The organism is Paenibacillus hunanensis, from assembly GCF_034055775.1.
Classification (GTDB): Bacteria; Bacillota; Bacilli; order Paenibacillales; family Paenibacillaceae; genus Saccharibacillus; species Saccharibacillus hunanensis.
In genome coordinates this window covers 1,778,708-1,797,996 of record NZ_CP139194.1, presented here as the reverse complement: position 1 = coordinate 1,797,996, position 19,289 = coordinate 1,778,708, and the positions used below count along the sequence as shown (strand labels likewise).

The 19,289-nt window shown below is 47.7% G+C and carries 15 protein-coding genes and 2 riboswitches; of the genes, 8 read left to right on the top strand and 7 right to left on the bottom strand.

Translation table 11 applies throughout. The features are described 5' to 3' along the window. Positions 1–177 precede the first annotated feature (177 nt). The 3 genes from SK066_RS07320 to SK066_RS07310 all read left to right on the top strand — a co-directional run bounded on the left by SK066_RS07320 (position 178) and on the right by SK066_RS07310 (position 3,047). Positions 178–1,152 carry a ring-cleaving dioxygenase gene (locus SK066_RS07320; RefSeq protein ID WP_320544824.1) on the top strand — a complete coding sequence of 325 codons (975 nt, stop codon included), beginning with the start codon at positions 178–180 and terminating at the stop codon, positions 1,150–1,152. Between the two features lie 190 nt (positions 1,153–1,342). Continuing rightward, on the top strand, positions 1,343–2,272 hold the full coding sequence (locus SK066_RS07315) for a DUF2268 domain-containing putative Zn-dependent protease (RefSeq protein WP_320544201.1): 930 nt from the start codon (positions 1,343–1,345) through the stop codon (positions 2,270–2,272). Next, complete coding sequence (locus SK066_RS07310; RefSeq protein WP_320544200.1) at positions 2,244–3,047, top strand: MerR family transcriptional regulator; 804 nt, start codon at positions 2,244–2,246, stop codon at positions 3,045–3,047. Before SK066_RS07315 ends, SK066_RS07310 begins: the two co-directional genes overlap by 29 nt. 121 nt (positions 3,048–3,168) lie before the next feature. Here SK066_RS07310 and SK066_RS07305 read toward each other — a convergent pair whose 3' ends face one another. Beyond that, positions 3,169–4,269, bottom strand: a complete 1,101-nt coding sequence (locus tag SK066_RS07305; RefSeq protein WP_320544199.1) for an AraC family transcriptional regulator — start codon at positions 4,267–4,269, stop codon at positions 3,169–3,171. Between the two features lie 172 nt (positions 4,270–4,441). Here SK066_RS07305 and SK066_RS07300 point away from each other — a divergent pair, with 172 nt between their 5' ends. Further along, positions 4,442–6,529, top strand: a complete 2,088-nt coding sequence (locus SK066_RS07300; RefSeq protein ID WP_320544198.1) for a glycoside hydrolase family 31 protein — start codon at positions 4,442–4,444, stop codon at positions 6,527–6,529. Positions 6,530–6,676: 147 nt separating this feature from the next. Here the strand turns inward: SK066_RS07300 and sdaAA are convergent, their stop codons facing one another. From sdaAA to SK066_RS07285, 3 genes are all read right to left on the bottom strand, one after another. Beyond that, a complete protein-coding gene (gene sdaAA, locus SK066_RS07295) occupies positions 6,677–7,570 on the bottom strand; it encodes an L-serine ammonia-lyase, iron-sulfur-dependent, subunit alpha (RefSeq protein ID WP_320544197.1) in 894 nt (297 codons plus the stop codon). A 14-nt stretch (positions 7,571–7,584) separates the two neighbouring features. Then, positions 7,585–8,250: an L-serine ammonia-lyase, iron-sulfur-dependent subunit beta gene (sdaAB, locus tag SK066_RS07290; RefSeq protein WP_250343676.1), complete on the bottom strand. Its 666-nt coding sequence runs from the start codon at positions 8,248–8,250 to the stop codon at positions 7,585–7,587. Between the two features lie 120 nt (positions 8,251–8,370). Continuing rightward, a riboswitch (glycine riboswitch) is annotated at positions 8,371–8,451 on the bottom strand. Positions 8,452–8,454: 3 nt separating this feature from the next. Further along, a riboswitch (glycine riboswitch) is annotated at positions 8,455–8,565 on the bottom strand. A 108-nt stretch (positions 8,566–8,673) separates the two neighbouring features. Beyond that, the gene (locus SK066_RS07285; protein WP_320544196.1) at positions 8,674–11,481 is read right to left on the bottom strand and encodes an ATP-binding protein; all 2,808 of its coding nucleotides are present in this window, start codon (positions 11,479–11,481) and stop codon (positions 8,674–8,676) included. Between the two features lie 320 nt (positions 11,482–11,801). Between SK066_RS07285 and SK066_RS07280 the strand changes: the two genes are divergently transcribed. The 3 genes from SK066_RS07280 (at position 11,802) to SK066_RS07270 (ending at position 13,841) form a co-directional block, all read left to right on the top strand. Continuing rightward, positions 11,802–12,035, top strand: coding sequence for a hypothetical protein (locus tag SK066_RS07280; protein ID WP_320544195.1), 234 nt, complete (start codon positions 11,802–11,804; stop codon positions 12,033–12,035). A 24-nt stretch (positions 12,036–12,059) separates the two neighbouring features. Beyond that, positions 12,060–12,761, top strand: a complete 702-nt coding sequence (locus SK066_RS07275) for a response regulator transcription factor (protein ID WP_188776291.1) — start codon at positions 12,060–12,062, stop codon at positions 12,759–12,761. 81 nt (positions 12,762–12,842) lie between these two features. Beyond that, on the top strand, positions 12,843–13,841 hold the full coding sequence (locus SK066_RS07270) for a DMT family transporter (protein ID WP_320544194.1): 999 nt from the start codon (positions 12,843–12,845) through the stop codon (positions 13,839–13,841). Between the two features lie 219 nt (positions 13,842–14,060). Here SK066_RS07270 and SK066_RS07265 read toward each other — a convergent pair whose 3' ends face one another. Next, the gene (locus SK066_RS07265) at positions 14,061–16,109 is read right to left on the bottom strand and encodes an iron ABC transporter permease (RefSeq protein WP_320544193.1); all 2,049 of its coding nucleotides are present in this window, start codon (positions 16,107–16,109) and stop codon (positions 14,061–14,063) included. After that, positions 16,106–17,098, bottom strand: coding sequence for an ABC transporter substrate-binding protein (locus tag SK066_RS07260; RefSeq protein WP_320544192.1), 993 nt, complete (start codon positions 17,096–17,098; stop codon positions 16,106–16,108). The genes SK066_RS07265 and SK066_RS07260 overlap by 4 nt, the downstream gene beginning before the upstream one ends. Before the next feature lie 251 nt (positions 17,099–17,349). Here SK066_RS07260 and SK066_RS07255 point away from each other — a divergent pair, with 251 nt between their 5' ends. Continuing rightward, complete coding sequence (locus SK066_RS07255) at positions 17,350–18,540, top strand: macrolide family glycosyltransferase (RefSeq protein ID WP_320544191.1); 1,191 nt, start codon at positions 17,350–17,352, stop codon at positions 18,538–18,540. Positions 18,541–18,640: 100 nt separating this feature from the next. Here the strand turns inward: SK066_RS07255 and SK066_RS07250 are convergent, their stop codons facing one another. Then, on the bottom strand, positions 18,641–19,249 hold the full coding sequence (locus SK066_RS07250) for a restriction endonuclease (protein WP_320544190.1): 609 nt from the start codon (positions 19,247–19,249) through the stop codon (positions 18,641–18,643). Positions 19,250–19,289: the final 40 nt, after the last annotated feature.

Sequence of the window (19,289 nt, the reverse complement as noted above, 5' to 3'; positions counted from 1 at the left end):
CGAATACCACTATACTTTTAACACTAACTATTGCATTTTATAATGACTATGTTATAATTATCTTAAATTAAAGATTTAATACTTCGAAATATTGTATCGATTTTTGAAATATGAATGAACACTATGTATATCCGATGAACGAATAGGAAGCATTTTATTTCCGAAAGGATGATAATGATGGAACTCAAAGGTATTCACCATGTATCGATTATGACTGGCAAAGCAGAGAAAAACTTCGAATTTTATACTAAAGTGCTCGGTATGCGTCTTGTGAAAAAGGGCGTAAATCAGGATGATACCACCTCCTATCACCTGTTCTATGGTGATGCGGTCGCTTCTCCCGGTACAGAGCTGACCTTTTTCGATATTCCGCATATCGGCCCAAGCTATCCGGGCGTATCGAGCATCTCCGCGTCCTCGCTTCGTGTTGCGAGCACAGCAGCACTGCAATACTGGTCGGATCGCTTTGACGAGCTGAATGTGAGCCATGAAGAGATCAAGCAACGCGCTGGTCGCGATACGCTTGCTTTTCAGGATTTTGAAGGTACGCGTATCATTCTTGTTGCAGATAATAATGAACAGGGTGTTGCACCCGGTACAGCCTGGAATGGCTCCGATGTTCCAGTTGAATACGGTATTCTTGGACTGGGCCCTGTCACATTAACAGTCGCAAAGCCAGACGCTACCGTGATGATTCTGACAGAGGTGCTTGGCTTCCGTCGCGTCGGCTCATATCCATCGCTTGCTGGTGAGCAGCATGCCGATATCGAGGTCTATGCGACTGGTAAAGGCGGCGCAGGTGCTGAAGTGCATATCGAGACGCGTCCAGAGCTGCCTGTAGCACGTCTAGGTCGTGGCGGCGTCCACCATGTCGCTTTCCGTGTTCCGAATGAAGCAGAATATGACGTATGGGCGAATCGCCTGACTGGACTCGGTATTCCAAACTCGGGTAAAGTCGATCGTCACTACTTCCGCGCCCTGTACTTCCGTGAGCCGAACGGCATTTTATTCGAGCTATCGACCGATACACCGGGATTCGATGTGGATGAATCGATGGATTCGCTCGGCGAAACCCTGTCTCTGCCACCATTTCTGGAAGGACGCCGTGCAGATATCGAAGCGAAGCTTCGTCCGCTGGTGTTGAACGATTAATTATTTCGATTAACTATGATAGGCTAATCCCCTTCATTCTGCGGAGTGAAGGGGATTTTCGTTTGTTTTAAAGTGTATTCACTGCTTCCATACAAGTTCTACTATTGACTGTCACGTTACGTTATAGCACATAATGAGGCTTGTAACGAACAAGCGACTACAGTTCAATCATAGCAAAGGAGAGATCAGAATGCAGATTACAGCTATACGCTCAGATCAGATTTATCGCACGATGATGACCGCAGCACCAGCAGATAAAACCGATCTATATCGCCAGCAGCTGCTGGGTCCTTTTCGAGAAAAGTGGGATATTCAGCATATTCCTTTTGAAAGTGATGACGGCTTTGATGTGGTTACGATGAGCAATATGATGAATATCGCTCCTCATAATATGGATGATTCTATGAAGGATCAGGTAACCAGGATCGCATCCGAATCATTCTGGCAATCCTGTCAGCAGGCGATCGAGGAAAGTCTGGCGCAATTTACGAATCATGGCATACAATTGCCTGTACTACATTATACGTATACGGTATTACTTGGAGATATGAACCGTCCGCTTATGCGAATCAATGAGGGCTTGTGCGGAGATGGTGGTATTCCCGGCTACATTATCGCCAATATAGTTCCTGATCATGAACGATTAGCACGTCTCCCAGCGGTGCTGGCTCACGAATGTAATCATAATGTGCGATATCAATTTATACGCTGGAATCCGAATGTAACGCTGGCGGAGATGATCGTTAGTGAAGGACTCGCTGAAAACTTTGCTGAAGCGATGTATGGACAGCAGGCGCTTGGCCCTTGGGTAACTCGTACCGATACGGACATGCTCAATCAGAACGTGAAGCCACTCATTCATGATCATCTACAGCTAACCGGACTTCAAGCAATCAGCCCCTATTTATATGGTGACAAGATTGCCTCAATGCAATCGCATGCGACGTCTGCTATTGGAATGCCGTATGCTGGCGGTTATGCATGTGGCTATCATATGGTACACTATTATTTAAAGCAAACAGGCATATCGATTACAGAAGCAACGCTACAATCTGCCGAGACTATTCTGGCAGCAACAGGAGATTTCTGGCATGAAACAACACAGGTTCACCGTACATGATGTCGTTAAAATTACTGGCATTAGCAGACGAACATTGCATTATTATGATAGCATTCATTTACTGAAGCCCACTGAAATTGCAGACAACGGCTATCGTCTATATGACAGCGAAGTCATAGCGCGATTACAGACCATTTTGATTTTAAAAGACTTGCAGGTACCGCTAAAGGATATTGCTGACATTTTGCAATTGCCGCGTGTGGAACAGCAACAGTTGCTCGTTCAGCATCAGAAGGCTCTATTACAGCAGAAGCAACAGCTCGAATTCTCGATTGAGCGAATCGATCAATGGATTCATGGTGCTGGCTGGCATGAGCTGACTATGCCTGATTCGTCCTCACTTATTCCACTTCAACAGCAATACGAGACGGAGGCAGAGCTATTATACGGACATACGGAAGTGTATCAACAATTTCATAGTCAGCTTGATGCAGAAGCCAATCCTTCTATACGACAACAAACACAGAATGATTTTGAAAATGCAATGGAGTCTATTTATCAGCAGCTGGCAGAGCTTATATATGAGCCGATTGAGCTAGAACGTATTGGTCTGCTCATCGCTCAGTGGAAAGCACTACTGGAAACACAAATGCCCTGTGATGCAGAGCTATTGACCTGTATTGCCCAAACGTATGTAGAGGATATACGATTTGTGAACTATTTTGACAGCTATGCAGATGGATTCGCCACATTCCTACATCGTGCCATCATTCTTTTCATTGAAAAATGTAGAGAAGATGAAGAAAAAGCTACACAGAATGGCGTCGATCAGTAAAAGGTATAATTCACCGTTCTTGCATTGTGAAGCTAAGCAGCCTCTGTATATAACAGTACAGGCTGCTTATTTTAGCGGATAGCTTCATCTAATTATATTATTCGAATGGTCTCGTTTCTCATTATCCGTAAGGACGACTGCCTTTGTGTATCGGATTTTTATCCGCCAGATGTGTCGGCAATGGAATATCCGGGTCAAGCGAGTTAGTGTTCATATACGTATTAGGATACGCATCCCGATACTGGCTGGGTGTGAGTCCCTTCTGCTGCTTGAACAGCTTCATAAAGTATTTATCATCCTGAAAATGAAGCATATACGCAATCTGCTTGATGCTCGCATCCGAATGCAGCAGTAGCTCCTTGGCACGCTCGATTTTGACGGTATTCATATAGCGTAATGTGCTCATACCGAGCTTTTTGCGAAATTGACGGGTCAGATGATCTGGCGTACAGCCAAACTGAACAGCCACATCATGCACGCTGGGATTGTGCATAATATGAAGACGAATCCATTCCAGCAATTGTCGAAACCGTCGATCAACGGCATTTTCCTGTGTTTGTTCGGATAGACTACTGATATATTGCCTCGTTAGCTCAATAAGCAGGCTAGTCGTCATGTAATCCGCCGCCAGATGACTATAGTAGTCCGAATGAGCGATATCAAGTAACTGCTGACATTGCACATATACCTTATCCGGCTGAACCAGCTTAAAAAAGGGCGGTAGCAGCACACTATCTGCAAGCGTATGTATTTGGCTTGTATGGGAGTTAGCCCCTAACGCTTCTACTGTTTCTATCGCCCTTGTCGAGTTGCTTATGTTTGCCGGCGTTGTTACATTTATTGCCCTTCGTATCCTCTCGTTCTCGCCTGCCACCAATTCTTTTGTAGCTCCTTGCTGCCGATCCAGTAGCTCAAACACCTCCTGCACCTCCATATTCTCTCCACCATCATAAAAGAAATGCAGCCAGTAAAATGAACTTCCTTCCTCAGAAGGAGCGAATCCATAATGAAGCTGACCGGGCTGATAAAATAATACATCCCCCGGCCCTATCGTATAGCGCTGCTCCTCCACCTGAATATGCAGATAGCCGCGAATGCCGATAATGACCTCATAATCCTGTTCCAATCGTAGCCTTTCATGATACCACTGATCCTCACAGACGAATTGACCGCATTTAAAATACGATACAGGCTGAGATACTTTAGCTCTCCATATGTTCATATCGTTTTTCACCACCAGGATTACGATTTTAACGGTTTTGACAACTATGTAAACGCTTTATACTTTCTCTATATTCATGTCTATTCCTGCTAGATGTATTCGTTTTGTACATTTAAATGATTCCATACCCACACCATTGTCCACTATGCGGCAACTAACAGGAGGCTTATCTATGATCCATGCTGAATCGAACCGTTTAATCTTTGAATATGCGAATGAGTATCTGGTCGTTGAGCCATGGCTACAGGATAGTATTCGTGTGCGCTCTACGATGTATCCTCAGCTACAGGCTGATGCTGGGGCACTGCTGGAGCTGCCCGCAGAGGATGTTTCTACGGCAAGCGTGCGAGTGAAGCCGAGCAGATTTGCCTATTTGACCAATGGCAATATTACGGCGGTGCTTGATCCGAACGGTAAGCTAACCTTTTTGAATCGCGAGGGCGAGATTTTGCTGGAGGAATACAATCGCTCGCATCAGTCGACACCGAAGGAAACGGACGAAGAGACTCATTTTCGCAGTCGTACTCATTTTAACAGTGCGCTACGCATTGCTGCTCGCGAATTCAAGCCGCTCGTTGGCGGCGACTACAGTCTGACGATGCGCTTTGAAGCGGCTGATGATGAACGTATCTATGGGATGGGACAATATCAGCAGGACATTTTAAATGTGAAGCATTGTACGCTGGAGCTAGCTCATCGTAATTCACAGGCAAGCGTACCCTTCGCGCTGTCCAGTCGGGGCTACGGGTTTCTATGGAATAATCCAGCGATCGGCGAAGTAACCTTTGGTAAAAATCGTACGGAATGGCATGCTCTCTCGACCAAGCAATTAGATTACTGGATTACCGCAGGCGATACTCCTGCTGCTATCGTGGAGCGCTATGCCGATGCCACAGGTAAGGTACCGATGATGCCGGATTACGGAATGGGCTTCTGGCAATGTAAGCTCCGTTACCGTACACAGGAGGAACTGCTACATATCGCACGCGAGTACAAACGACGCGAGCTGCCGATCGATGTGATTGTAGTCGACTTTTTCCATTGGACCAAACAAGGCGACTTCCGCTTTGATCCCGAATACTGGCCTGATCCAGAAGGGATGGTACGTGAGCTCAAGAATATGGGCATCGAGCTCATGGTATCAGTATGGCCTACCATTGATAAGACGAGCGAGAACTTTGACGAGATGCGTGAGCAGGGCTTGCTTGTGCGTACCGAGCGTGGTGTCTATGTGACGATGGAATTTTACGGTAGCACTGTTTTCTTTGATGCCACTAATCCGAAGGCGCGTGCCTATGTGTGGGACAAGGTCAAGCAGAACTATTACGATAAAGGCATTCGGATCTTCTGGCTGGATGAGGCGGAGCCCGAGTATACGGTATATGATTTTGATAATTATCGTTATTACGAAGGCAGTAATTTGCAGGTCGGTAACAAGTATCCGGCGATGTATTCCCGAACCTTTTACGATGGGATGAAATCGGAAAATCAAGAGCAGATCATCAACCTCGTGCGCGCAGCATGGGCAGGCAGTCAGCGATACGGCGCACTCGTCTGGTCGGGCGATATCGATTCCAGCTTTGCTTCGATGCGGAATCAGCTGGCGATTGGACTGAATATGGGGATCGCGGGTATTCCGTGGTGGACAACCGATATTGGTGGATTTCATGGCGGCGATCCAGCCAATCCATCCTTCCGTGAATGTCTAATTCGCTGGTTCCAGTTTGGTGTATTTTGTCCGGTATTTCGTTTACACGGTGATCGTCATCCACAGTCTGGGCCGATCGGCCCCAGTGGAGGTGGAATGTGCTTTAGCGGTGCGGATAATGAAGTATGGAGCTTTGGTGAGGAGGCGTATGGTATTTTGAGCCGTTATATGCAGCTACGCGAAGCACTGCGTCCGTATATTACGGAACGGATGCAGGATGCTCATGAGAAGGGGTCACCCGTCATCCGACCGTTATTTTACGACTTCCCACATGATGCGGCTTCATGGATTGTAGAGGATACGTATATGTTCGGGCCGCATCTGCTGGTTGCACCTATACTGGAGCAGGATCAGCGTACACGCTCGGTTTATTTACCGAAAGGGACAGATTGGACAGATGCGTGGAGTGGCACCGTGCATACGGGTGGACAGACGATTACCGCCGAAGCGCCGCTTCACATTACACCCGTCTATATTCGTCAGTCTGAAGCGGCTACATGGCGTCAGGCATTCAGCAATACACTGGCATCGCTACAATCGGCAGGGTATTAAAATAAAAGAAAGCTTACAGCAGTGCGGCTTCATTAATTAATTGATCGATCATAGCTACGATACGGTATATGTGAAAACTCAGCACCACACAAAAAAGGGACTGTCCGCAGACAGTCCCTTTTGCATATCGATATACCGATCCTTTACTTAGCCACCCTGATTCTCACGACGACGGCGAAGCTCCTCCGTGATTTTACGTCCTGTTGGTGTCTGGGCAAGACCACCACGTGCTGTCTCGCGGTGCTCACTTGGCATCGTGCGACCCACCTGTAGCATCACATCAACGACCTCGTCCGATGGAATTGCGCTACGTACTCCTGCCAGCGCCATATCAGCGGCGGCTAGTGCATTCACTGCACCTAATCCGTTACGGACGATACATGGAATCTCTACCAGGCCAGCAACCGGATCACAGATCAGACCCAGTGTGTTTTTGAGTGCAAGACCTACCGCATGCATCGCCTGCTGCGGGGTACCGTCACGCAGCTCAACCACTGCACCTGCCGCCATCCCAATCGCAGAGCCCACCTCCGCCTGACAGCCACCTTCGGCTCCAGAGATTGAGGAATTGTTGGCAATCACGTAGCCGATTGCACCGGCTGCGAACAGACCGAGCACCATCTGCTCATCGCTCCAGCCGAATCGCTCCTGTGTACTTACGAATACACCCGGAATTATCCCACACGAGCCTGCTGTTGGAGTAGCGATAATCCGTCCCATCGACGCATTCACCTCCGACACTGCCAGTGCATACGACATCGCACGTGTAGAATGACTGCCTGCGGCGGTCTCGCCTCCGTTCAGATAGTCATACACACGGCGTGCATCGCCACCCGTCAAGCCGCTGCGTGATACGGTATCTTCATGAATACCGCGATGCACCGCTTCCTTCATCACCTCATAATATGAGGTCATCTGCTCGACAACCTGCTCTCGCGATACACCGGTTTCCTTGACCTGCTCCACGATCATCAGCTCCGCAATCGAGCATTGTCTTTCTTCACATAAACGAACAATATCCTGTAATGTACGAAATTGCATCGTATCCCTCCTTTCTAATCCAGATCAATTACAACGGCGCGTGTCACATGGGATAATGCTTCAATCTGCTTCAGTACCGCCGCAGATGGTATTCCATCCAGCTCGATCAAGGTCATCGCCTCACCGCTGCGCGATTTGCGATCCACGTCCATAAAACCGATATTCAGTTCCCCTTCACTAAGCGTGCGCGTAATATCTGCCAGCACGCCCTTGCTATCCATATGCTCCACGACAAGCGTTGGATACTGACCTGAGCCTTTCACATCAAAGCCATTCAGCTCATGAATCTCAATATTGCCGCCCCCGATCGAAGCGCCAGCTAGCTCCGCCTGCTGTTCACCGCATTTCAGCCGCAGACGTACAAAGTTCGGATGCGGGTAATTACCTGACCCTTTTTCAAACTGAATCGTCATCCCCTGTTCATCCGCAATCTCGGCTGCATCAGGTAAACGCGGATCATCTGTGCTGTAATCCAGCAGACCGCCTACCAGCGCCAGATCGGTTCCATGTCCCCAGTACGTTTCGGCAAAAGAACCATATAAAATAATGTCCGCATGCTCTGGCAGTTCACCAAGCAACTGACGAGCTGCTCTACCTAACCGTGCCGCTCCTGCCGTATGTGAGCTGGATGGGCCAACCATCGATGGACCGATAATATTAAATACATTTTTAAAACGCATACGCTTCCCCTTTTCCGCTGCTGCATAGTATGAGCAGATGCTGCTGTTCTATCCGTAGGCAATGCCTGCCTGAAAGCACGCGCCAAAAAAGGACAGAATACAGCCTGCATGGCCTGTATGCTCTGTCCTCGTTACCTGAGAGTTTGGACGAAAATCAATCTCGTCGATACCCCTTGGGTGGCTATTACGCTCTCTCCAGAGTTGCGTCCCAAAGCGGTTCCTGTTACCTGAGAGATTAACTGACGGCTGGCATCCGGCAGCTTGCTCCTTCGGTGGCGGACCACATTCGTCCGCAGACTCTCCCGCTCTATTCATCCGCGTCGTATGATGCGCGGGAGCATTGCCTTTTCCCGAACATGTTTCCAATCACTCCTAGCTTAATGCAGTGGCTAGAAGCTGTCAATCCTTACTACTGAACGAAGGCTATGGACGAATCGTATCATGCGCTTCCGGTGCTCCCGGCTCTCCTGCCACAGGCAATTCAATCGTAAAGGTAGAGCCCTTTCCAAGCTCAGAAATAAAGCTTAGCCTGCCATGATGTGCATCGATAATTCGCTGGGCAATATACAAGCCGAGACCCGTGCCACTGATCCGCCTTGCCTCCGCCACACCAGAACGGAAGAACTTCTGGAAAATACGCGGTCGATCCTGCTCGGCAATGCCGATTCCATAATCCTCAATCTCAATCAAGACGCGACCCTCCAGCTCCAGCAGACGAATGTCTACTGCCGAGTCACCAGGCGAATACTTCAGTGCATTGCCGATCAGATTACTGATGACCTGAATCATCCGATTATGATCACCAACAATATATAGCTCATGCTCCGGTGTCGTCAGACGCAGACGATCACGCTGCTGAATATCCCACTGGAAGCAAACGACCTGAAGTAGCTCATTCAAACGAATACGCCCCATCATATAATCGACACGTCCAGCATCAATACGCTGACTATCCAGAAAATCATCCAGCAATCTGGACAGCCGCGTCCCTTCAAACTGAATCGTATTCATAAACTCACGCCGCTTATCAGCTGGAATATCCTCATACATCGATAGCATCTCAATATAGCCCATAATCGCAGATAATGGTGTACGCAGCTCATGCGATACGACCGCAATCAGTTCATTTTGCAGCTGCTTCATGCGGCGCTCCTCGGTGCAATCACGGAAGGTGAGCAGAAAGCCCTGACTCACATTCGTTTGTAGATCATCCAGCGGTGTCATCCGAACACTTAATAACAGACCGCTCTTGCTCATAATGATATGATCCTGCTCCCAATCCTCCTGCCCGTCAAAATAACGCTGTAAACGATCATATAATGAAACGGCATCCGGCTCTAGCTGTGACTGCACCTGCTCCAATAGCTCCGATACCGGGCGTTCGGTATAATCCTCTAGCTGAAACAGAATCTGCATCGTCGGATTAATAAATAAGGTGCTGCCCTGCACATCACCGATCACGATGCCCTCCTGCACATTTTGCAGCAGATTCCCGGTGATCTGCTTTTGCTTCTCTACTGCAACCTGCTCCTCTAGCAAACGATCCGTCAATTGCTTCACCTGACGCTCATGCTCGTTATACTTTTTCTGCGCCTGCTCCTGCTCGGTCAGATCATGGACAAAGAACGTATGCATCGCTCGACCCTCATTCAGAATCTCACTGCGCATCAGCTCCGCCCGGAATGTGCTACCATCTGTACGTCTGGCAATCACCGTACTACTCTGTCCACCTGCCGAATGCTCGTCAATCTGAATAAATTGGGATAACGGCATTCCGGTCACCTCGGTCAGCTCACATTGCAGCATCTGCTCTGCTGCCGGATTCATTTCTGTAATCCGCAGCTGACTGTCCGTAGAGATAATGCCATCCACTGCAAGCCGCAAAATCGCCCGCTTCTGCGCCTGACTTTCTGCCAGATCGAAGGTACGCTCGACCACGCGAATTTCCAGTAGCTCTTTATCCTTCTTAATCTGTACAAATTGCGTTTCCAGCGTGTCCACCATGCTCTGGAAATTGTGAATGAGCTGACCGATCTCATAAATATAACTTTGCGGCCAGCGTACACGCTCACTCCCACCCAGACGACTGGAGATATGATCCGAAGCGTCAATGAGTTTTTGCAGCGGACGGGCAAGCGTTCGACTGATCAGCTGCGCCAGCAATGCAGCGATAAAGATAATAATTAGCATTCGGATCATCGTTTCCAGATAGAAGTTATACATTGGATACAAATAATATGAAAAAGGCAATACCATAATTAGCTTGTTGCCATTCTGTAAGGTCGTATGCAGCACAAAGCTAGACTGCTCCCAGCGCTCCAGTAAATACTTCGTTTGCAGCGGATATTGCTCATACACCTTCACACTGGAGTAATCGAGCAATAGGTTCTGCTCGTATCGCGCTCCACCATTTACAAACCGTGCATCTTCACCCTGGCTAAAGGTAGATACAAGCACCTGATCCTGTGGATTCACCAAAATAGAATCTACGCTAAAGTCCTGCTTATACTCCTGCATCAGCTTGCGTGTTTTGACCGTATCCTCATTGATCTCCTGTAACCGATCAATATAGATTCGCGAGGAGCGCTCCAAATTCGTGGAGCCCCAAAAAACGACATCATGAAATTGCTGGCTGCCATTGACGAATAAAACCAGAATCGAGCTCGCCATAATCAGTACTAATAAATATTTAAAAATAACACTTCGTATCGAAATGATATAGGTTGGTCGCTTACCGATCGGTACACGCTTGAGCAAAAAGCCGACAACAGTAGACGCAATCAGTGCATTTACGATACCATTAAGTAGACGGTTAATCAGAAGTAACCAAATTAGGCTAGAATTGACTTCTACATGATACACCAGCTGGTTCATCATATAGTAGATCGGTAGCGCAATCGTGACCCAGAATAAGATATCTAGCTTTAATAGCATGCTATTCCGAAAATATCGTAATCCAATGGCGACAAATATAATTTCAAAAGTATGAACCACAAGGGCTTGTGTATACGAATGATACCATAGTAGGGGCAAATCAATGAGCAGCATGGCAGGCACGGCAAACGAAACACCATACAGTCGTAAAATAATCAGAAGGGTTGCGCTACCAAACAAAAATATAAGTGCAAACGAAAGGTTTAATACCCATCCGTTGAGCATGATTCCTGCGATGATCAGAATGACTGTACCGATCCACGGAGACTGGAACAAATGTAATAATTTGTGTTTCATAACCAACGGCCCTTTCCTTCACGGACAGCAGCTACCCAAAACGATTCGGCATTCATAGCATACTTGATCCCATTTCTTAATAGTACAGACGGCGATAGCGACGGTTTCATTGTGTTGTTAAAAATATTCCATATCCCCCATATCGTCTATCAGTGGTACAATATATGCGTATTTACCAGCAGGCAGGCGTATAGATTCAAAATGACTAAGGAATTAAGATAATACGATAATTTCATTATACCTGCAAATACATGATCCGAGAATCATAAAGAGCTTCCCTCAAGGACATCGAACCATCCACCAGTCTTATGTACATATGCGTGAATAGACGATCATGGTTTGCGAAGCCTGTCTGTATCCTTGCCGCACCAGGCAACGAGGAAAAGCTAAAAACGTACCGACTGCCGCAGACGCAAGAGCATTCTCCTGCGTTGCATGTGAGCCTGTCGCACTTTGACATCCCAAGATTCGCATCCCGGGCGAAAAAAGATTACTTCTATCGTAATTTTAACATCGCAGCGTCATACGATGGCGGTTGGCTGATGCAGCCCTAATTTCCAAACAGGAGAGTGACAGCAATGCCTACGAAAGTGTTATTGATCGAAGATGAGAAAAGCTTAGCCGATATGATCGCCTTTTTCCTCAAGGAAGAAGGCTACGATACCAAACTAATTCATGATGCTGTCGAAGCGCTGGCACTGCTGGATGAATACAACCCTGACATTATCGTGACCGATCTGATGCTGCCTGATCTGAGCGGCAGTGAGCTGGTGCAGGAGATTCGCAAGCAATCGACGGTGCCTGTACTCATGATATCGGCGAATACGATGTTAAATGAACGTCTAAAAGCGCTCGATAACGGTGCAGATGATTTTCTATGCAAGCCATTTAGCTTAAAGGAGCTGGATGCACGGATCAAGGCACTGCTCCGGCGCAGTGAGCTGCATCGGATGAACGGCTATAGTTTATCGGCAAGCAACACTCAGAATCGGATCTCGGTCAATGATTATCGCCATAGCCTGTTTGTCGATGATCAGGAGGTCGAGGTGACGCAGATCGAGTTTGCCATTATGAAAGAGCTTCATAATGCACCGGGTAAAGTATTTACTCGCAATGAGCTAATGGATCGGATCAAAGGCGGCGATCGCGCGTATCTGGATCGTACGATCGATGTACACATCTCCAATCTGCGTAAAAAAATTGAGCGTGATCCGAAAAATCCAGAGCATATTTTAACGGTATGGGGTACTGGATATAAATATGTACAGGTTGCTGAATAAGAAATCTGTCGATGCGCAGGGTGATCACCATGATCACCCTTGTATTATGAATAGCCCAGTCTGACATAGGAGAACAAACGAATGAAATCAACCATCTCTACCCGCGAGCATTGGATTCCGCTGGAAGTCCTCTATGTAATCGGCATTATCGCCATTTCCTTCTCATCTATCTTTATCCGCTGGTCAGATGCTAACGTATCGGTCATTGCGATGTATCGTCTTTACTTTACCGATCTGTTATTGCTGCCGTTAGCACTGCGACATTATCGTGCATTGCTCAATATTCCACCGCGTGTCTGGCTGATGCTAGCCCTGTCGGGACTTATGCTGGCACTGCATTTTCTATTCTGGATGGGCTCATTACGTCTGACGACGGTTGCCAGTTCGACCGTCATTTTGACACTGGAGCCGATTATGGTTGTGATCGGATCGTATTTTTTATTCAAGACACGGACGAATCGTTATATGATCATCGGAATGGCGCTTGCGGTGATTGGTTCGGTCGCGATCGGCTGGGGTGACTTTAGCGTGTCAGGCACTGCTTTTCAAGGCGATATGCTGTCCTTTTTTGGTACGATTGCAGTTGCTGTGCATATGCTGATCAGCAAGCAGGTTCGTTCGCATATGGATGCTCTAGTCTATAACTTCTGGGTGTTTTTCATGGCGGCAACGGTGTTAGCGTTCTACAATATTGCGCAGGGCATTCCATTTACCGGATATGAAGCTCGTGATTGGGGCGTATTCTGGCTACTCGCGCTCGTGCCTACCCTATTCGGACATTATCTGTTCAACTGGCTGCTCAAATATATGAATGCTGGCGCTGTATCGATGGCTGTACTTGGTGAGCCGGTATTCTCATCGCTGCTCGCCTTCTGGCTGCTCGGTGAAGCGCTGACAGGTATACAGCTTGGAGCGGGTACATTGATCCTAATCGGGGTTTGGGTATTTATCCGATTCGGTAATGAAAAGGAAAAAACGCTGGTGCCACCGGATATTATGGCGCCAGAGCATGAAGCTGGCGATGATTCCTCCTCATCCACCTCCACTGCGCGTCTGCACGCACAGGCAGATAAAAAGTAGCGAATGCAGCGTGTTTTCAGAGCGTTTGTTGTATTAAAGAAATTAGCAGATAGCAGATTCTTTCCTACTATTGAAAAACATCCTAATTTAAAACATCATTTCAGTATTTATAGCAAAATAAACATTCACAGCAAAAAGCTTCCCTCTCCGCTGATCCTCGCGGTTGGGAAGCTTTTTGTTGAATGTTAGAGCATAGAGGGTGCAGTCATCAACGAACGATCATTTGAGCGGTCGATGCCAGTTAGAGCGGTACATCAAATACAGGAAGTATGGTGTACCGATCAGCGCGATCAGTAGACCGGAAGGCACTTCAGCAGGTGCCATGACCGTACGTCCAATCGTATCTGCCAGCACAAGCATCAGCGCACCGGTTAATGCAGACAGAAGCATCGACTGACGCAAATGATGCCCGGTCAGCAGGCGCACCATATGCGGTGCAATCAAGCCAATAAAGCCGACCGTTCCTACACACGCAACAGCACCTGCCGCTAGCAAAACACCTATCGTCATCGATAATAGACGTGTACGGCGCACAGACAATCCAAATCCGCCTGCACTCTGATCATCAAATACAAGCAATTCAAAGCGTCTTGCCAGCCACCAGGCAATTGGCAGCAAGATGAATAAGAAGATACCGATCGTCCATACCTGCTCCCATGTACGTGCATACGTACTACCTGTTAGCCAGATATAGCCCATATTGTTCCATAATGCGCCACGTACGATCAGAATCTGAATTCCTGCACCAGCAATCGCTGAGATCGCAATCCCCATCAATATAACAGAGGATGGATTCAGCCCCTTTTTCCATGAGAGCGCAAAGATTAATACCGCAGCTACCGCGGCTCCAATCATCGCAGCAAGCGGCATCCAGTAGACGGGCAACCCCGGCAGCATGATAATAATAAGCATCGCTCCAAAGCCAGCACCTGATGTAACTCCCACGATCGAAGCATCGGCGAGCGGATTACGCACTGCTAATTGAATTAACGTTCCGCTAATCGCCAGTGCCGCTCCTGCTCCAGCAGCTACGAGTGTACGTGGAATGCGTAGCTGGATCAGCGCAGAATACAACCCATCCGAGCCAAACAGTGAAGACAACAGCTCCGCTGGCGGAATACGCATCCCACCAAACATCGTACTACCGATCACCACAAGCAATGTGAGAACGATAAATACGGCTGCTAGCACGGGAAAAGGCACACGACGAAGTGTTCGGCCCGTATGAATTGATGATGTAGCAGCTGCTCCGCTTGCCTTCATACGTGTCATGACAAGCCAGATCAGCCATGGTGCACCAATGATCGCCATCACCGCTCCAGTTTGCAGCTCCATGCTGGAATTGCGCACCATTTTGGCAAGCACATCGGCTCCGGTTAGCAGAGCCGCTCCCCATAAAAAGGTAGCTGGCAGCAACCAGCGATGAGCACGAAGACCGCTCAAGCGCACAAGATGCGGCACAACCAGACCGACAAATCCGATCGGCCCCACAACGCTGACGATCATTGCCGCCAGCAGTACCGCAACCAGCAGACCGCCAGCGCGTGTGAGCGCGACCTTTTGCCCCAATGAGGAGGCTGTCGATTCATCCAGATCCAGCACATCCCATTGCCGCGAAAATAGCAGTGCAATCAATACAATACCCGTGATCCATGGCCACGCATAATGCACACCGCTCCAATCATTCTGTACCAGTGAGCCTGAACCCCACAGGAATAACCCCTGCGTTTCAAAAGCAAAAAAGATATGTAATGCACTCGTAAATGAACCGAGCAGCATCGATACGATCATCCCGGACAACGCTAGTCGAATCGGACTCGATGTCCGTCCACCACCCATTACATAGGCAATCCCTGCCGCCAGCAAGCCGCCCAATGCTGCAAATAGAAAAGGCGATTGATGCAGCAGCGAAGGAAACAGAACCGTCCCAAGCACAACGACAAAATACGCTCCTGCGTTAATACCTAGCGTATCCGATGCCGCCAGCGGATTACGTGTGATCGTTTGCAATAACGCACCTGCTACAGCAAGCGCTCCACCGGATAGGATGCCGATCATCGTACGTGGCATACGCAAGTCCCACACCATACTGTGCTCTAATGTCTGCTCACGCCCGGTTAGCGCTGCAACGACAGTACGCAGTGGAATCTCCGCTTCCCCATAACATAAGCTTACAAAAAAAAGCACGATGAGAGCGGCAATGCCGCCCCCATAAATGCTTAATACACGCCAGTGTTGCTGTGATTGAACTCGTAAAACAGAACTCATTTGGTAACTGCTCCAACGACCTGATCCACAAGGACTTTAGAAGAAATCGGGCCACCAAACGTCCATGTAGAGCCATCCAGTGGATACGTACGTTTTTCCTTAACAAAATTCAGCTGATTCCATACCGAATTATTTTTCATCGGTGCGCCGAATACATCGTCATCGGGCTGTACAATATACAGCAGACTGCTATCCTTAACCTTGGACAGGGATTCAATACCCACAGTCGTAAAGCCATACTTATCCGTTTGATCTGACTTCCAATCATTGACCATACCGATCTTGTCCAGTGTACCGACTACAACCGAATTGTCAGTAAACATGCGCAGACTTGCCGCATTTTGTGAAGTGAAGGCTTGCGTTAGCGCATAGTGCATACCTTCCTTGCCTGCTGCTTTCAATTTTTCCTTCGCTTGATCATAGTGTGTATCCAGATCAGTCAGCACCTGCTTCGCCTGATCCTCCTTACCAACTGCTTTGGCAACCTCATTGAATACCTCTACCATACGGTCGTAGTCATAGCCATTGCCTTTATACATATCGAATTCCAGCGTTGGCGCGATTGCTTTAAGTTGATCATACACTTCCGGGATATTATCCGATGTTTTAATGATCAAATCTGGCTTGAGCGCAGCGATCGCTTCCAGATTCGGCTCGGAGCGTGTACCTACATCCGTTACGCTTCCATCCAATGCCGCTTCAGAGGTTACCCATTGCTTGTAGCCTTCATTGTCCGCATTACCAATCGGCTGTACACCCAGCGCGATCAGATCCTCAGTAAATGTCCACTCCAGTACAATAACACGCTTAGCAGGCTGGTTCAGCTTCACCTCACCATGACTATCCTTTAATGTAATTGGAGATGCTGTATTTTCGGTTGTTGTCGTTGCAGATGAACCATTTTGTGCTGAATTACTCGCTGTACCGCAACCTGCCAGTACTAGCATAAACGCTAGTGGCAGCATAAAATAACCCCATGCTCTCTTCATATGTACGCTCCCCTGTTATGTAAATTTAGTTAGACAATGATAATCATTATCAATAAAGCATTATGAAGTTCATTTGCAACTTTGTCAATCGGAATTGCCAAAAGGAGACTTCGAACAACCTATTTATGTATCAAGTTGATTTTTATTCCAATTTAAGTGTATAAATGAAGGTGCATTTCATTTCGTATTTAATATAGCTCGTATCATCACAGCTAGGTGGCTTCAACTATAAAAAATGGGAGTGGTACAGTATGCTTACTATTTTATTCGTCAGTTTTCCAGCAGAAGGTCATGTCAATCCCACCCTCGGCTTAGTTCAGGCGTATACCGAGCGTGGCGATCAGGTTCACTATATTACGACCGAGCATTACAGGGAACGCGTAGAGGCAGTTGGAGCAACTGTCCACTTGCATACCGATTGGATTCGTATGGCTAAGATCAATGTTGAAGCTATGGAAGGCGTCCAGGAATTTTTAAAGCTACATATGCAGAGCTCGCTCGCTATTCTGGAGATTGTGGAGCAATTGAAGCAAACGATCCAATTCGACGTTATCATTTTTGATAAATTTGGAGCTGGTGAGCTGGTAAGTGAATATCTGAATGTACCCGGGGTCTGCTCCTCTGCCTCCTTCCTCATACCGAATAATGCGATGGCTGAAAAGATTCTTCAAGATAAGGGTGCATCATTTTTTGAGCCGGATCAGCAGATGAAGGATTCACTCGCATTGATGCAGCAAAAGTATAGCGTGTCACCTAAAGAGCAGCTACAATTTATGAATAATATCGCACCGATGACCGTTGCTTATACAAGTAAATATTTTCAGCCGCGCAGCGAGATGTTCGACGATACGAGCATCTTTATCGGCCCAAGCTTTCCAGCGCGCGCAGGTCATTCTGATTTCCCACTGGAGCGCTTAGAAGATCAGCAGGTGCTATATATCTCCATGGGTACAGTGCTACATGAGGTAGAGGATTTTTTCAATACATGTATCGAAGCATTTGCTGATTTTGAAGGAATTGTAGTCATTGCGGCTGGTGAAAAGGCTGATCTGTCCAAGCTCAAGCCAGCGCCAGATCACTTCATAATTGCACCCTATGTGCCACAGTTAAACGTATTACAGCATGCGGCTGTTACGATCACCCATGGCGGCATGAACAGCGTTAACGAAGCGATTCATTTTAATGTGCCGCTAGTCGTTCTACCTCAGGATAAGGATCAGCCCATGGTCGCACAGCGATTGGTCGAGCTGGAAGCAGGGTATCGCATCACCAGAGATCAGATTAATGTACAATCACTCCGAATCGCAGTAGATGAGGTATTGTCGAATCCGATGTATAAAGAAAATGTCCAAAAAATCAATGCCAGCTTCCAACAATCCGGTGGTCCGGCGGAGGCGATCCAGCGCATTGATGAATTTTTGAGCATCCGATCTGTGGAATAGCTCCTTAAACAAAGGACAACGCCTATCAGCCGGCGTTGTCCTTTTTCAAACTAATTCGCTACCCAATTCGCTACGATGAATCGATCACATCTTATGATCGCTACTGCCGCTTATCATCCTGTTGCCACGGCGAAGTGACTAGCTCTGCTTCGCTTTCGATCAGATCCATCGCTTCCTCATATTTGCCTGCTTTGAAGCAGCGAATAATGAATAGCAGATCATCTCGCCCCAGTAGCTTCACTTCATTGACACCTGCAAGGGTGATGCATGAATTGGTAAAGCGTGCTGCTGACGTGAGTACGATACAGCGCTCTGCGTCATAGTAGCGCATAGAGCCGTAAACCTCCTGTACAGCATCCAGTCCGATTGCCTGAGTAGCACCATATCGCTTCGCTTGTAGTACATTGCGTACACCGAGTCGATCCGTAAAAATAAGGTCTGCGCCAAAGTCACTGCTGTCCTTCGTCTTCTCTGCATCGTCATAACCAAGCTCGCTAAATAGTCGGTGCAAATAACGTTCAAATTCAGCACCTTCCATATCGTCGATATCGGAAATGGTCATTTTGCGTGGATCGAGCCGTGCACGCCGTAATCGCATGCGGTAGCGCTTGAATGCTCGAATACCCAGCCATAGTAAAAGTAAAACGAGCAGCGCACCCATGCCCCACGCTGCCCATTGTTGATTCATCCCATCCATCACCTGTGCCATGCTGCCTGTATCCTCTCTGTCTGCCTTGTCCTGTCGATTG